Origin of the sequence: Mesorhizobium sp. M4B.F.Ca.ET.203.01.1.1 (assembly GCF_004791025.1) — a bacterium.
In the GTDB taxonomy this organism is placed as follows: domain Bacteria; phylum Pseudomonadota; class Alphaproteobacteria; order Rhizobiales; family Rhizobiaceae; genus Mesorhizobium; species Mesorhizobium abyssinicae.
In genome coordinates, this window is sequence record NZ_SRUO01000003.1 from 297,763 (window position 1) to 312,690 (window position 14,928).

The window sequence follows — 14,928 nt, forward strand, 5'->3', positions numbered from 1 at the left end:
GCAATTTCCCATTCACTGTGAATTAAAAAAGCCTGAAGTCGATTGACATTTGTGCATCGCACAATAGATTTGTTCTCGGACAGGTTTTCCTGTCCATGCCCTCCTTGGGCGTTTCCTCCCTAGACTTCGACCGTGTCGTGAAAACGATGCGGTCTTTTTTTCACCGGCTCGCGGCGCGGGCGGGGAGCGCCTGGCTTTATTCGGCGGCCAGCGGCAGATCGACGAAATGATGGTCCGGCATCGCCATCAGATCGGCCGAGAAGCGGGTGAGGTCGTCGGCAAGCGCGTCGAAGCCGGCGGATTTCTGGAACGTCCGCTCGTTCATGTAGAGCCCGCGATTGACCTCGATCTGCAGCGCATGCAGATGGCGCGCCGGACGGCCATAATGCTCCGTGATGAAGCCGCCGGCATAGGGCTTGTTGTGGGCCACCGTGTAGCCCATGCCGGTGAGCAGGGCGATCGCCGTCTCGGTCAGCGCCGCCGTCGCGGAAATCCCGAAACGGTCGCCGATGATGAAATCCGGTCGCACGCCGTTGTCGCCGACCCTGATGCTTGCCGGCATCGAATGGCAGTCGATCAGCACCGCGTAGCCGAACCTGGCATGCGTGCGGGTCAAAAGCCGCTTGAGCGTCTCGTGATAGGGCTTGTACACGGTCTCGATGCGCGCCACAGCCTCGGCCAGCGGCAAGCGGCCGGAATAGATGTCGAGCCCCTCCCCGACGAGCTTGGGCACGGTGCCGAGCCCGCCGGCAACCCGCGCCGAGCGGATGTTGCAGAAGGACGGCACCGGCTCGGCGAACATGCGCGGGTCGAGCTCCCAGGGTTCCCGGTTCACGTCGAGATAGGCGCGCGGGAAATTCGCCGCCAGCAGCGGCGCGCCGAGAGCGACAGCGCCGCCGAACAATTCGTCGACGTAGCAATCCTCGGACCGGCGGATGGCGTTGCGGTCGAGCCTGGCCATGGCCAGGAAGCGTTCGGGATAGTGGCGGCCGCTATGCGGCGAGTTGAACAGGAAGGGGACGCGCTGCTCGGCGCCCGATCGGATTTCGAAGGGTGGAACGACCGAAAAATCCTCGGCTGCCGTCTTCAATGTGAATGAACCGGGAAACAGCACTGCATCATGAGTCAAAACTGCCATTTCGACAGCCGCATGTCCAGCTTTTAGGCGCCCCGAACCCCTGCCCGAACTGAGTATAATACGGCCTTCGTTCACTTGATGTTTACCGTCACCTCCTCATATACAGGATGGTTAACGGGCTAGCCCGGCGCCAAGGTTGGGCGGGTGATTCGGACGGGATATGATGGCACGCATTCTGCTGGCGGAAGACGATGACGATATGCGCCGGTTCCTCGTCAAGGCACTGGAGCGCGCCGGCTATCAGGTGAGCGATTTCGACAATGGCGCCAGCGCCTACGAGCGCTTGCGCGAGGAGCCGTTCTCGCTGCTTCTGACCGATATCGTCATGCCGGAGATGGACGGCATCGAGCTTGCGCGCCGCGCCACCGAGATCGACCCCGACCTCAAGGTGATGTTCATCACCGGCTTCGCCGCCGTCGCGCTCAATCCCGATTCCAAGGCACCGAAGGACGCCAAGGTACTGTCGAAGCCGTTCCACCTGCGCGACCTCGTCAACGAGGTCGAAAAGATGCTGCAGGCGGCCTGAGGCGTTTCCGGCTCGATCGCGGCGCGCCTTCGGGGCGCGACAAAACGAGCCCTTCTTTCGTTTTTCCACCTATTGACGCGCTGGATCAAAAATGGTGTATGCGCGGCATCGGATGGGCGTGTAGCTCAGCGGGAGAGCACTGCATTGACATTGCAGGGGTCACAAGTTCAATCCTTGTCACGCCCACCATCCTTTCAATAGCTTGGCGACCGGCCTCCGTCGTGGGGCACGCAAAAAACCGCTCGTTCTCGGCCGCCTCCTTTTACAAATCGCGCTGATGACCGTGCGCCTTGTCGACCGTCTTGGCGGACATGCCAAGCGTGCGCCCGCTTCCGAGATGTCGATCTAGCATGCTCGACGCAGCAGCCGAAGACGCTGACTGGCGCGGCGATAGCTGCTTTGGATGATTGCAGCTGCGACCTCCTGTTGGGCAAATCGCCCCGCCGAGGTCTTGTAAGAGGACCGATGCACCGGAAGCGCCCGCAGAGGAAGGAGCGGCCCGGCATCTGTGGCGGGGAGGCCAGCAGATGCCGAGCCTGACCGGCGTGGTCATCGAAGGGCGGGCGCCGGCTATCAAACATATACGTGCCAGCCAATATGACTGGAACACAACCAATTGAACGAAGGATGCAACTAAAAGGTGGAGTACGACCCGACCTACTCCCTGCGGCCTTGATCCCCCGCCTTCACTGCGGCCGGGGATCGGGCCTGTGGTCGTGATTGCCGTTCTTGCCTTCGCGGCACGGCGCATCGCCAATGCCGCAGCATTTGCCGTGATAGGTGACGTTCGGCTTGAGGTTGTCGCAATCCCGGGGGGTGGTCGCCTTGCAGCCCGCGACCACCGAAGCGGCGACGACGGCAAGCAAGACGTTTCTTGAAACAGTAAACATGGGCGTTCTCCTTGATGACCGCGTTTGTTACGCGGCGCTGGGTCGCGCCCCTCGATGGATTGGTTCAAACGAATCGGAAAAAATCGGCGAACGATGCCCCGGGCGATCGCGCCTCCTGGTTCGGCGCGGAGCGTTAGAACCGCGCCAGTCCGGCGAGCCGCCACCTTAATTTCGCCAGCCGCCCCGCTTTCGGTTTTCGACCCTGCCTTATTCGCCGTTCGATTTTCCTGAACATGCGATTTGCCGGCTCCGCTGTCACCGACTGCCGCGCCATCGCCAGCGCCGCCTTCCTCTCGGCCGACACCTGCTGGCGGATCCAGGCCGAGCACGCAGCAGCACAAGGATAGCCAGCCCTGGCCGCCGCGAGGAAGAATTCGAAGTCTCTCATCAAGACAAAGCCGCCCGAAGCCTCGTCCCCGAGGACTTTCATCATCGGCAATGGGATTTGCGGGCGGGCCTGGAATTGCGCTGCCATCAGCGACCGCAAGACAGCCTCTCCCGACGGATAGTCGTGCTCGCGAAAATAGGCCGAGGCCATTTTCAGGGCATAGACGTCGTTTTGCGGATCCAGCCCGTGAGCCCTCTCGAGGATGTCACGCGCCTGCGCGGGACCGATCCGGTCTTCCAGGTTGAGAAAGGCCGCTTGATAGCCGAAGGCAGCCTCGAGCGGATGATAGTCGGCGTGGCGATCCTTCAATTCGTCCAGGATGATTTCCGCGGCTCGGGATTTATCGAACAGGGTGTTCGTCTCGATCAGGGGAATGCCGCCCATCAGCGACGCAATCGAGGCAAAGATGCTGCTGCCTGCATGGATCCGCTGGCATTGCGCCATCAACGCCATTTCGAAGAATGCCCGCTGCGTCCGGTCCTCGAACGCGCCGGCTCCGAAGTCCTCCGCCAGCGACGCCCCGGTTTCAGCCTTCAGATAGTCGAGCGTGGCGCGGTCCTCTCCGATCAGCAGCGTCGCCAGGCCCATCGAGGACAACTCCCTCACGATCGCCTTGGCCAGCGTCGCGGGGATGACCTTGCGACCGAAGACCAGCCGCGTCCGGTATTTGCCACGGACAATGTCGCCGCTGCGCAAATGCAGCGCGGCCATGGGGCGTGGAAATCGATTGCGGGCGGCTGCGTCGGTCGCCTGCCGCACGCTGTCCGAGAAGCCGAAGCTGCGCAGCGCCCGGGATGCGTCGAAGAGCCCGGCTTCTTCGCCGCGAAAAGGATCCAGGACGCGAAAGTCGTCGCAGATCCAACCGCTCGGATTGCCTGGTCGCTTGCCAGCTTCAAGACTGAGCCGCTTGAGGGTGGCCGCATCGAGAACGTCGAAATCGGATTCTCTGATCCGTGCCCCCAGCCAATGCCGTTCGATGAATTTGGCGGAGAAGATCCTGTCTACGACATCGACGACGTGGAAGGTCTTGTCCGCAACGGACGTCCGGTTCCAGGTGAAGCCGAAGCGGTAGTCGAACGCGTCCGCGACCGACTTTGCATTGGCCATTGCCAGAAGGCGGCTGCCCAGCCCGTCCCTTCGCGTTGCGGCAATCAGCGGCGATTGCGGTTCAGCCCGCGCCGAGGCGGACGTCGCCTTTCTCGGCATGCCGGAGAAACCACGCATAGGTCTGTTCCAATCCATCGCGCAGCGAGTAGCGCGGATGCCAGCCCGTGGCAAACAGGCGCGACACGTCCATCAGCTTGCGCGGCGTGCCGTCCGGCTTGGTCGCGTCGAAGGTCACCGTGGCTTCGACGCCGACCACGGACAGGATCGTGCGGGCAAGCTCCCCAATGCTGATGTCTTCTCCCGAGCCGACATTGACGTGGCCATCGCCGGAATAGTTTTTCAACAGCCAGACCAGCGCGTCGGCGGCATCGTCGACATGCAGGAACTCGCGCATCGGCCTGCCCGATCCCCAGACCTGAAGGGTCCGCTCGCCGGCGCGCTTGACCTCATGGGCCTTGCGCATCAGGGCCGGCACGACATGGCTGCTGGTCAGGTCGAAATTGTCGCCCGGACCATAGAGGTTGGTCGGCATCGCCGAGATGTAGTCGACGCCATATTGCCGCCGGTAGGCCTGGCAGAGTTTCAGCCCGGCGATCTTGGCGACCGCATACCATTCATTGGTGGGCTCGAGCGGCCCGGTCAGCAGCGCGTCTTCCGGGATCGGCTGCGGCGCGTGTTTTGGATAGATGCAGGACGAGCCCAGGAACAGCAGCTTTTGCACCTCGCTGCGAAACGCGCTCTCCATGACATTGGTCTGCACGACAAGGTTCTCGTGCAGGAAGTCGACCGGAAGCGTGTCGTTGGCCAGGATGCCGCCGACCTTGGCGGCCGCCATGACCACCGCGTCCGGCTTGTGCTCGGCCATCCAGCGCCGCACGCCGGCCTGGTCGAGCAGGTCGAGCTCGCTGCGCGCGACCGTCAGGATCTCGCAGTCCTCGCCCGCCAGCCGGCGCACGATCGCCGAGCCGACCATGCCGCGATGCCCGGCGACGAACACCCGTTTTCCCCTGAGATCGAAAATCATGAACTCGCCCCCGAGCCACGTTCACCGGCCGCTATGGCGCCGGCCGAACGCTTGAGATCGGCCTGCACCATTTCCGCCACCAGCTCCCTGAACCCGGTCCTGTGCGACCAGCCCAGCTTCTCCCTGGCCTTGGACGCGTCGCCGACCAGGTGGTCGACCTCCGTCGGCCGGAAATAGCGCGGGTCGATGCGCACCACAATCGCACCTGAGCCGGCGTCGATGCCGACCTCGTCGGCGCCCTGGCCCTGCCATTGGATGGTGCGTCCCGTCTCGGCGAAAGCCAGCTCGACGAATTCGCGCACCGAATGCGTCTCGCCGGTCGCCAGCACGAAGTCGTCGGCCTCATCGTGCTGGAGAATGCGCCACATGCCTTCGACATAGTCGCGCGCATGGCCCCAGTCGCGCCTGGCGTCGATATTGCCGAGATAGAGCGTATCCTGCCGCCGGTGATGGATCGCGGCCACGGCGCGCGTGATCTTGCGGGTGACGAAGGTCTCGCCACGGCGCGGGCTCTCATGGTTGAACAGGATGCCGTTGGCCGCGAACATGCCATAGGCCTCGCGATAGTTGACCGTCGTCCAGTAGGCGTAGAGCTTGGCTGCCGCATAGGGCGAGCGCGGACGGAAGGGCGTGGTCTCGTTCTGCGGCGCTTCCGAGGCCTGGCCGTAGAGCTCGGAGGTCGAGGCCTGATAGAAGCGCACCGACTTTTCAAGGCCGAGGATACGGATCGCCTCCAGCAGCCTGAGCGTCCCCAGCGCATTGGCGTTGCCGGTGTATTCCGGTTCCTCGAAACTCACCTGGACGTGGCTCTGGGCGCCGAGATTGTAGATTTCGTCGGGCCGCGTCTCCTGCACGAGGCGGATCAGGTTGGCCGCGTCGGTCAGATCGCCATAGTGCAGGAAGAGGCGCGCGTCGCGCTCATGCGGATCGACATAGATGTCGTCGATGCGCCCGGTGTTGAACGAGGACGAACGGCGTTTGACGCCGTGGACGACGTAGCCCTTCTCAAGCAGCAATTGCGCCAGATAGGCTCCGTCCTGCCCGGTCACGCCGGTGATGAGCGCCACTTTGCCCGTCATTGTCCGTCTTCGCCCGCCCCTCGGGACGGATAGGGAAAACAGATTTGTCCGGCCAAGGCAAATTTGTGGTCTTCGATCGGAACCGATCGGGCGTCGCGGTCAAATACCCGCGACGGCGCAGAGGCTCTTCATTCTGGCCACCGCAAGCTCGGGATCGGCCAGCAATCCCGCCTGGTCGGCCAGCCGGAACACATCGGCATAATGCAGGATGCCGCGCGCCGACTGCATGCCGCCGACCATCGCGAAATGCTCCTGGTGGCCGTTGAGCCAGGCCATGAAGACGATGCCGGCCTTGTAGTACTCGGTCGGCGCCTCGAAGATCTTGCGCGACAGCGGCACCGTCGGCGCCATCAGCGCGTCATAGCCGGCGCGGTCGCCATCGGCTAGCCTGGCCAGCGCCGCGTTGGCGACCGGCGCGATGGCGTCGAAAATCCCGAGCAAGGCATGCGAGTGCTTGCTGCCGTCGCCGGCGATCATCTCGGGGTAGTTGAAGTCGTCGCCGGTGAACATGACGACGCCGTCCGGCAACCGGTCCCGCAGCGCCACCTCCTTGCCGGCATCGAGCAGCGATATCTTTATGCCCTCGACCTTGCCGGCATGCCGCTCGATGACGGCCACGACCGTATCGAGCGCCGTCTCGAAATCACCACTGCCCCAGTATCCCTTCAGGGCCGGGTCGAACATGTCGCCCAGCCAGTGCAGGATCACCTTGCCGGACGCCTGCGACAGAATCCGGTCGTAGACGCGGGCATAGTCGTCGGGACCTTTGGCGACCACCGCCAGCGCCCGGCTCGCCATCATGATCGCCTTGCCGCCCTGCCCCTCGATGAAGCCGAACTGCTCCTCATAGGCGGCAATCACATCGTCGAGCGTGCTCGCCGCGGAAGGCGCCAGATGATCGGTGCCCGCCCCGGAAGCGAGATCGGCCCCTTCGACGGTCCGCGCCTCTGCGATCGAGCGGCGGATCAATTCCTTCGCGCTTGCCCAGTCGAAACCCATGCCGCGCTGCGAGGTGTCCATCGCCTCAGCGATGCGGAAGCCGAGGCGCCACAGGTGATGGCGGAACGCCATCGTCCTGTCCCAGTCGACGACGGGCAGCGACCACGGGTCGGTCATCGCAAGCGGGTCGGCGACGACATGGGCGGCGGCATAGGCGATGCGCGAAAAGCGCGCCCCGGCAACCGGCTGCGCAGGCCGGCCGAGAAGCCGGTAGCTGGCGCGGCGGCCACCCTCGCCTGGCAAGGTGATGTCCATGAAACTCTCCCTTTGGCATGCCTATAGATGGAACGTTCCAATAAATCAAGAAGCTTTATGATTTTGGCGCTCGGTTCGCCGGAATGCTGCAACGCAACACAACTTCCCTTACCGAATAAGGCGTTGACGTAAGAGAATTGTCGATTTTTCCGTTTTCCAGAAAACCGGATTGACTCTCGCTGCATCCCATGATTAGAACGTTCCAATAAATTTGACCAATTGGGAGGAACGATCTGGATGGCCAGCCGGGCCAAGGCGACGATACTCGACATCGCCCGCGAGGCGGGCGTGTCCAAGTCGACGGTATCGCTCGTGCTGCAGGGCAGCGGGCTGATCCGGCCCGAGACGGCGGTCAAGGTGCGCAAGGCGATCGAGGATGTCGGCTACGTTTACAACCGCGGCGCCGCCAATTTGCGCAAGGCTCACTCCAACGTCATCGGCATGGTCATCAACGACCTCACCAATCCCTTCTTCACCGAGCTGGCGGTCGGCATGGAGCGCGTCTTCCAGTCGGCCGGCATCGTGCCCTTCATCGCCAACACGGCCGAGAACCCGGTGCGCCAGGAAGAAGTGCTGAAGTCGCTGATGGAGCAGGGCGTCGCCGGGCTGATCGTGTCGCCGGCGCGCGGCACCACGCCGGGCGCTTTCCGCCGCATCGAGACAGCCGGCGTTCCGGTTGTCTTCGCCATGCGCCGGCTGCCCGAGAGCCGCATCCCGGTGATCGCGCCCGACAATCATCGCGGCGCCTTTCTCGCCACCGCCCACCTGATCGGCAAGGGCCATCGCCGGCTGGCCTTCTTCGGCGGTTCTTCCGACCTCGTCGTCTATCACGAGCGGCTCGGCGGTTTCCGCGAGGCCTGCGCGACGCTGGGCATTGCCGCCGCCGACACGCTGGTCTTCGAAGGTGAGACCAGCCGCAAGGGCGGCATCGCTTGCCTGGATACCGCCATTGCCATGGCCGAGCCGCCGACGGCCGCGCTTTGCTTCAACGACGCGGTCGCCTTCGGCGCCATGCTGGCGCTGCGCAAGCACGGACTGGAGCCCGGCGCGGATTTCGCCGTCGTCGGCTTCGACGACGTGACCGAGGCCGAACACTACATGCCCGCGCTGACCAGCGTCGCGGTCGACGCGGCCGGCCTCGGCGAGCGCGCCGCCCATGCCATGCTGAAGATGATCCAGTCGCGCACCACCCGCGCCGAGGACCACATCGGCGCGGTCAACCTGGTGGTCAGGGAAAGCTGCGGGCCGGCCCGCCCGCGCCGTCCGGGAATGGGAGACGCGGCATGACCGTCAGGTGGGGACTGATCGGCGCCAGCACGATCGCCAGACAGTTCGTGATCAACGCTATCCGCGCGCAGGGCGATGGCGAGGTCGTTGCGGTGATGAGCTCCAGCCCCGAGCGCGCCAACACCTATGCCGGCGAGAACGGCATTCCGCGCGGCGTCTCGGCACTCGCCGATCTGCTCGGCGCCGGCGTCGACGCCGTCTACATCTCGACCACCAACGAGCTGCATCTCGAACAAGCGCTTGCCGCGATCGAGGCGGGCAAGCATGTGCTGTGCGAAAAGCCGCTGGCGCTGACCAGCGCCGATGCCAGGAAGATGGTCGCCGCCGCCAACGCTGCCGGCGTCGTGCTCGGCACCAACCATCATCTGCGCAATGCCGGCGCGCATCGCGCCATGCGCGAGGCGATCGCCGCCGGCAGGATCGGCAAGCCAATCGCCGCGCGCGTCTTCCATTCCGTCTTTCTGCCGGAAAACCTGCAGGGCTGGCGCATCAGCAGGCCCGAGGCTGGCGGCGGCGTGGTGCTCGACATCACAGTGCACGATGCCGACACGCTGCGCTTCGTGCTCGGCGACGATCCGGTCGAGATTTCCGCCTTCACGCAAAGCGTCGGCATGGCCGGCAGCGGGCTGGAGGACGGCGCCATGTGCATCTGGCGCTTCAAATCGGGCGTCATTGCCCAGTCGCATGAGGGCTTCACGACGAAATTCGCCGGCACCGGCTTCGAGGTGCACGGCTCGGAAGGTTCGCTGTTCGCCACCAATGTCATGACCCAGAAGCCGGTCGGCTCGGTGCTGTTACGCACGGGCGCCGGCGAGGAAGAGCTGAGCTTCGACCGCGAGGACCTCTACGCGCGCTCGCTGCGCCAGTTCCATGCCGCGATCCGCGGCGAAGGCCGGCCTTCCGCCACCGGCGAGGACGGTGTCTGGTCGCTGGCGGCGGCTGAAGCCGCGCTGCAATCGGCCAAATCGGGCAAGGCCGTCACCATCGATCCGAAACTCGGGAGCGCGGCGTGAGCAAGGTCATTTCCGCGGCGCAGGCTGCCAGCCTGATCAAGGACGGCATGGTCGTGTCGGTGTCGTCATCGAGCGGCCTCGGCTGCCCGGATGCCGTGCTTGCCGCGATCGGCGAGCGCTTCGATGCCGAAGCCCACCCGAAGGCCATCACCACGCTGCACCCGATCGCCGCAGGCGACATGTACGGCATCAAGGGCATCGATCATCTGGCGAAACCCGGCCTGTTGAAGCGCACGCTTTGCGGCTCCTACCCTTCCGGCCCGTCATCCGCCGAGCCGCCGCAGATCTGGAAGATGATCGGCGACAATTCGGTCGCGGCCTACAATGTGCCGTCCGGCATCCTGTTCGACATGCACCGCGAGGCCGCCGCCAAGCGGCCGGGGGTGCTGACCAAGGTCGGTCTCGACACCTTCGCCGACCCCCGCCACCAGGGCTGCGCCATGAACGCGGCGGCCAGCGAGCCGATCGTATCGGTGCAGCAGTTCGACGGCGAGGAATGGCTCTATTTCCGCGCCATCGTTCCCAACGTCTCGATCATCCGCGCCACCACCGCCGACGAGCGCGGCAACCTCACCTATGAGCACGAAGGCGCCTATCTCGGCGGGCTGGAGCAGGCTCTCGCCGCCCGCAACAATGGCGGTGTCGTCATCGCCCAGGTCAAACGCGTCGTCGAGAACGGCACGCTGAAGCCGCACGACGTTCGTGTGCCTGGGGTGCTCGTCGACCACATCGTCGTCGCGCCCGACCAGTTGCAGACGACGCTGACCCCTTACGATCCGGCGATCTCCGGCGAGATCTTCCGGCCGCTGTCGACCTTCCGCAACGCGGAGATGAACGTCCAGAAGGTGATCGCGCGCCGCGTCGCCATGGAGTTGCGCGACGGCATGGCCGTCAACATCGGCTTCGGCATCTCCGCCAACGTGCCGCGCATCCTTCTGGAGGAAGGCCAGCACGGCAAGGTCACCTGGGTGATCGAGCAGGGCGCTGTAGGCGGCGTGCCGCTGCTCGACTTCAAGTTCGGCTGCGCCTCCAATGCCGAGGCGATCATGCCCTCGCCGCACCAGTTCATCTACTTCCAGGCCGGCGGCTTCGACGCCTCGCTCTTGTCCTTCCTGCAGATCGACCGCCATGGCTCGGTCAATGTCTCGAAACTTTCGGCGCGGCCGCATGTCACCGCCGGCGCCGGCGGCTTCGTCGACATCACCTCGCGGGCGAAGAAGATCGTCTTCTCCGGCTTCTTCAACGCCGGCGCCAAGCTGTCGCTGGCCGACGGCGGCATCCGCATCGACCAGGAAGGCAAGGTCAAGAAGGTCGTCGAAGAGGTCGAGCACATCTCCTTCTCCGGCAAGCGCGCGGTCGCGCAAGGGCAGGACATCACCTATGTCACCGAGCGCTGCGTGATGAAGCTGACGCCCGACGGGTTGATGGTGACCGAGCTTGCGCCCGGCATCGACCTGGAACGCGATGTCTTGGCGCAGGCCGACATTCCGCTCGGTATTGCCAATGACCTCAAGGTGACGCCGGAGTCGCTCTACCAGGATCGGCCGATCGGCCTATTGCTGAATGGCGGCGCTTCGCTCGGAGGCGCGCATGGCTGAACGTCTCGTCAGCTTCGAACAGGACGGCGCCATCGGCATCGTCACGCTGCGCCGGCCGGAAAAGTTCAACGCGCTGGACATTCCGATGCTGCGCGCGCTCGAAGCGGCGCTTGACGAGGCGGAGCTGGCTGAGGGCGTGCGTGTCGTGCTCGTCCGTGGCGAAGGCAAGGGCTTTTGCGCCGGCGGCGACGTCGAGGCCTGGGCGCGATTGAGCGCCGCCGATTTCCAGGTGCAATGGGTCCGCTATGGCCACCGTGTCTTCGACCGGCTGGCACGGCTCCGGCAGCCGACCATCGCGGTGCTGTCCGGCCATGCCCTGGGCGGCGGCCTGGAGCTGGCGGTGGCCTGCGATTTCCGCGTCGCGGAGACGCAGGTGAAGCTCGGCTTTCCCGAAACCTCGATCGGCGTCGTCCCCGGCTGGTCTGGCACGCAGCGCGCCGTGCGCCGCTTCGGCGCGCAGACGGTGCGGCGCATGACCATTGGAGGCGAAGTCCTGCTGGCGAGCGAAGCGCTTGCGCTCGGCGTTGTCGACCGCGTCGTCGAGACCGGCAAGGCGCTCGCCGAGGCCAGGACATGGGGAGAAAAAATCGCCGAGCGCGGGCCGCTGGCGACCGAAGCCGCCAAGCTGATGATCGCGGTCGCCGAAGGCGAGGAGAGTGCTGCAGCCACGGAAGCGCTGGCCAGCGGCTTCATCGCGCTGACCGGCGACCTCAAGGCCGGCGTCGATGCCTTCAAGGCCAAGCAGAAGCCGGCCTTTTCGAGGTCCTAGAGGAATCCGATGAACGCACCCCTCAAGATTTCCATGCCGGCCGAGGCGTCCGCGGCGCCGAAGACCTACAAGCTGCTGATCGACGGCAAGCATGTCGAGGCCCGCGACGGCCGCGTGCTGGAGCGCAGAAGCCCCGGCCACGGCTTTACCGTCTCGCACTATGCGCAGGCCGGCGAAGCGGAAGTCGAGGCCGCGGTGGCCGCCGCGCACAAGGCCTTCGAGACCGGCCCATGGCCGCGCATGAAGGCGTCCGAGCGCGCTGCCATCCTGCTCAAGGCGGCCGACCTGATCGAGGTCCGACTGGAAGAGATCGCCAGGCTCGACGCGCTGGAGTCCGGCAAGCCGATCGCCCAGGCGCGCGGCGAGATCGGCGGCGCCGTCGACATCTGGCGCTATGCCGCCTCGCTCTCCCGCGCGCTGCATGGCGAGAGCTATGCCAATCTCGGAGACGCGATGCTCGGCGTCGTGCTGCGCGAGCCGATCGGCGTCGTCTCGATCATCACGCCGTGGAATTTCCCCTTCCTGATCGTCAGCCAGAAACTGCCCTTCGCGCTGGCCGCCGGCTGCACGGCGGTGGTCAAGCCGAGCGAGATGACCTCGGCCTCGACCTTCGTGCTCGGCGACATCCTGCTCGAAGCAGGCCTCCCCGCCGGCGTAGTCAACATCCTCGCCGGCTTGGGCGGCGATGTCGGCGCGCCGATGGTCAGCCATCCGCTGGTCGAGATGGTGTCCTTCACCGGCTCGACCCGGGTCGGCAAGATGACCATGGCTGCCGCCTCGAATTCCCTGAAAAAGGTGTCGATGGAACTCGGCGGCAAGAATGGCCAGATCGTCTTCCCCGACGCCGATCTCGAAGCCGCCGCCGACGCCGCGGTGTTCGGCGGCTTCTTCAATGCCGGCGAATGCTGCAATGCCGGCAGCCGGCTGATCGTGCATGAAGCGATCGCCGACGACTTCCTCGCCGCCGTCAAGGCGCTGACCGCAAGGGTGACGGTCGGCGATCCGCTCGACGATCGCACCAAGGTCGGCGCCATGATCTCCACCGACCATCTGGCCAAGGTAGCCGGCTATGTGACGGCTGCGGCCGGCGACGGCGGCGCCGTCTATGCCGGCGGCCGCCAGCTCGCGTCAAACGCCGGCCAGTATCTCGATCCGACCATCATCCGCGGCGTCACCGAGGATATGGCCGTCGCGCGCGAAGAAGTGTTCGGCCCGGTGCTTTCCGTGCTGACTTTTGAATCGATTGAAAGGGCATTGCACATCGCCAACAACACGCCCTATGGTCTGTCTGCGGGTGTGTGGAGCGCCAGCATCGACACCTGCATGTCGGTGGCGCGGAGTGTGCGTTCGGGGACGGTTTGGGTGAACACGTTCATGGAAGGTTACCCCGAGCTGCCGTTCGGAGGCTACAAACAGTCCGGTCTCGGACGTGAACTCGGCAAGCGCGCTGTCGAGGACTATACAGAGGAAAAGACAATCCAGTTTCATCGCGGCCAGCGCACCGGTTGGTGGGTCGGCTGAGTTGGGAGACCCCGGCGGACATCCGTCGGTTATGTGCATGCAACAAGGGAGGAACTACATGTTGCGCAAACTGCTTATCGGAACGGCTCTTGCGTCGACCTTTGCGTTTTCGGCGCATGCCGCCGACGTCAAGGAAGTGCAGATGCTGCATTGGTGGACGTCGGGCGGCGAAGCGGCTGCTCTGAACGTCCTCAAGGAGGATCTGTCCAAGGAAGGCTATGCCTGGAAGGACGTGCCGGTGGCTGGCGGCGGCGGCGACGCCGCGATGACGGCGCTGAAGGCGATGGTCGCGGCCGGCAACTACCCGACCGCCTCTCAGATGCTCGGCTACACCGTGCTCGACTATGCCGCCGCCGGCGTCATGGGCGACCTGACCGAGACGGCGAAGAAGGAAGGCTGGGACAAGTCGGTTCCGGCGGCCCTGCAGAAGTTCTCGGTCTATGACGGCAAGTGGGTCGCGGCTCCGGTCAACGTCCACTCGGTCAACTGGCTGTGGATCAACAAGGCGGTGATGGACAAGATCGGCGGCGCCGAGCCGAAGACCTTCGACGACTTCGTCGCCTTGCTCGACAAGGCCAAGGCCGCGGGCGTCATCCCGCTCGCGCTCGGCGGTCAGAACTGGCAGGAAGCTACGATGTTCGACTCCGTCGTGCTGTCGACCGGCGGCCCGGAATTCTACAAGAAGGCCTTCAACGACCTCGACGAGGAATCGCTGAAGTCCGACACGATGAAGAAGTCGTTCGACAACCTCGCCAAGCTGGTCACCTATGTCGACCCGAACTTCTCGGGCCGCGACTGGAACCTCGCCACTGCCATGGTCATCAAGGGCGACGCGCTGGTTCAGGTCATGGGCGACTGGGCCAAGGGCGAGTTCCACGCCGCCAAGAAGACCCCGGGCACCGACTTCCTGTGCTATCGCTTCCCGGGCACCGACGGCTCGGTGATCTACAACTCCGACATGTTCGGCATGTTCAACGTTCCGGACGACCGCAAGGCCGCCCAGGCAGCGCTTGCCACCGCCACGCTGTCGAAGAGCTTCCAGTCGGCCTTCAACGTCGTCAAGGGTTCGGTTCCGGCCCGCACCGACGTGCCTGACACCGACTTCGACGCTTGCGGCAAGAAGGGCATCGCCGACCTGAAGGCCGCCAACGAAGGCGGCACGCTGTTCGGCTCGCTGGCTCAGGGCTATGGCGCCCCGCCGGCCGTCGCCAACGCCTACAAGGACGTCGTCTCGAAGTTCGTCCATGGCCAGATCAAGACCTCGGACGAGGCCGTGACCGAGCTTGTCAAGGCGATCGACGACGCCAAGTAAGCGGCGCTCAAAACAAATCTCC

Annotated in this window: 13 protein-coding genes and 1 tRNA gene; 8 read left to right on the forward strand and 6 right to left on the reverse strand. The window is 64.8% G+C overall.

Annotated features, from left to right (window positions below):
* Positions 1–196: 196 nt before the first annotated feature.
* A complete protein-coding gene (locus EN846_RS08180) occupies positions 197–1,138 on the reverse strand; it encodes an N-formylglutamate amidohydrolase (protein ID WP_127393615.1) in 942 nt (313 codons plus the stop codon).
* 163 nt (positions 1,139–1,301) lie between these two features.
* On the opposite strand from EN846_RS08180, the gene EN846_RS08185 reads away from it, so the two are divergent.
* On the forward strand, positions 1,302–1,664 hold the full coding sequence (locus EN846_RS08185) for a response regulator (protein WP_006199474.1): 363 nt from the start codon (positions 1,302–1,304) through the stop codon (positions 1,662–1,664).
* Between the two features lie 114 nt (positions 1,665–1,778).
* Positions 1,779–1,853, forward strand: a tRNA-Val gene (locus EN846_RS08190).
* A gap of 497 nt (positions 1,854–2,350) precedes the next feature.
* Here the strand turns inward: EN846_RS08190 and EN846_RS08195 are convergent.
* The 5 genes from EN846_RS08195 to EN846_RS08215 form a co-directional block, all read right to left on the reverse strand.
* Complete coding sequence (locus tag EN846_RS08195) at positions 2,351–2,554, reverse strand: hypothetical protein (protein WP_127393614.1); 204 nt, start codon at positions 2,552–2,554, stop codon at positions 2,351–2,353.
* A 133-nt stretch (positions 2,555–2,687) separates the two neighbouring features.
* On the reverse strand, positions 2,688–4,166 hold the full coding sequence (locus tag EN846_RS08200; protein ID WP_245518494.1) for a hypothetical protein: 1,479 nt from the start codon (positions 4,164–4,166) through the stop codon (positions 2,688–2,690).
* On the reverse strand, positions 4,111–5,073 hold the full coding sequence (locus EN846_RS08205; protein WP_127391815.1) for a GDP-L-fucose synthase: 963 nt from the start codon (positions 5,071–5,073) through the stop codon (positions 4,111–4,113). The genes EN846_RS08200 and EN846_RS08205 overlap by 56 nt, the downstream gene beginning before the upstream one ends.
* On the reverse strand, positions 5,070–6,152 hold the full coding sequence (gmd, locus tag EN846_RS08210; protein WP_127391816.1) for a GDP-mannose 4,6-dehydratase: 1,083 nt from the start codon (positions 6,150–6,152) through the stop codon (positions 5,070–5,072). The genes EN846_RS08205 and gmd overlap by 4 nt, the downstream gene beginning before the upstream one ends.
* A gap of 99 nt (positions 6,153–6,251) precedes the next feature.
* Positions 6,252–7,406, reverse strand: coding sequence for a dihydrodipicolinate synthase family protein (locus tag EN846_RS08215; RefSeq protein ID WP_127391817.1), 1,155 nt, complete (start codon positions 7,404–7,406; stop codon positions 6,252–6,254).
* Positions 7,407–7,643: 237 nt separating this feature from the next.
* Here EN846_RS08215 and EN846_RS08220 point away from each other — a divergent pair, with 237 nt between their 5' ends.
* The 6 genes from EN846_RS08220 to EN846_RS08245 are packed head-to-tail and all read left to right on the forward strand — an operon-like array spanning position 7,644 to position 14,906.
* Positions 7,644–8,693, forward strand: coding sequence for a LacI family DNA-binding transcriptional regulator (locus tag EN846_RS08220; RefSeq protein ID WP_135858270.1), 1,050 nt, complete (start codon positions 7,644–7,646; stop codon positions 8,691–8,693).
* Entirely contained in the window at positions 8,690–9,706 is a 1,017-nt protein-coding gene (locus EN846_RS08225) for a Gfo/Idh/MocA family oxidoreductase (RefSeq protein ID WP_127391819.1), read from the forward strand. Before EN846_RS08220 ends, EN846_RS08225 begins: the two co-directional genes overlap by 4 nt.
* A complete protein-coding gene (locus EN846_RS08230) occupies positions 9,703–11,304 on the forward strand; it encodes an acyl CoA:acetate/3-ketoacid CoA transferase (protein ID WP_127391820.1) in 1,602 nt (533 codons plus the stop codon). The genes EN846_RS08225 and EN846_RS08230 overlap by 4 nt, the downstream gene beginning before the upstream one ends.
* Positions 11,297–12,073 (forward strand): enoyl-CoA hydratase/isomerase family protein, encoded by a 777-nt coding sequence (locus EN846_RS08235; protein ID WP_128346770.1) that lies wholly within the window; start codon positions 11,297–11,299, stop codon positions 12,071–12,073. Before EN846_RS08230 ends, EN846_RS08235 begins: the two co-directional genes overlap by 8 nt.
* 9 nt (positions 12,074–12,082) lie before the next feature.
* Positions 12,083–13,594: an aldehyde dehydrogenase family protein gene (locus EN846_RS08240; RefSeq protein ID WP_127391822.1), complete on the forward strand. Its 1,512-nt coding sequence runs from the start codon at positions 12,083–12,085 to the stop codon at positions 13,592–13,594.
* Between the two features lie 58 nt (positions 13,595–13,652).
* Complete coding sequence (locus tag EN846_RS08245; RefSeq protein WP_126058402.1) at positions 13,653–14,906, forward strand: ABC transporter substrate-binding protein; 1,254 nt, start codon at positions 13,653–13,655, stop codon at positions 14,904–14,906.
* Positions 14,907–14,928: the final 22 nt, after the last annotated feature.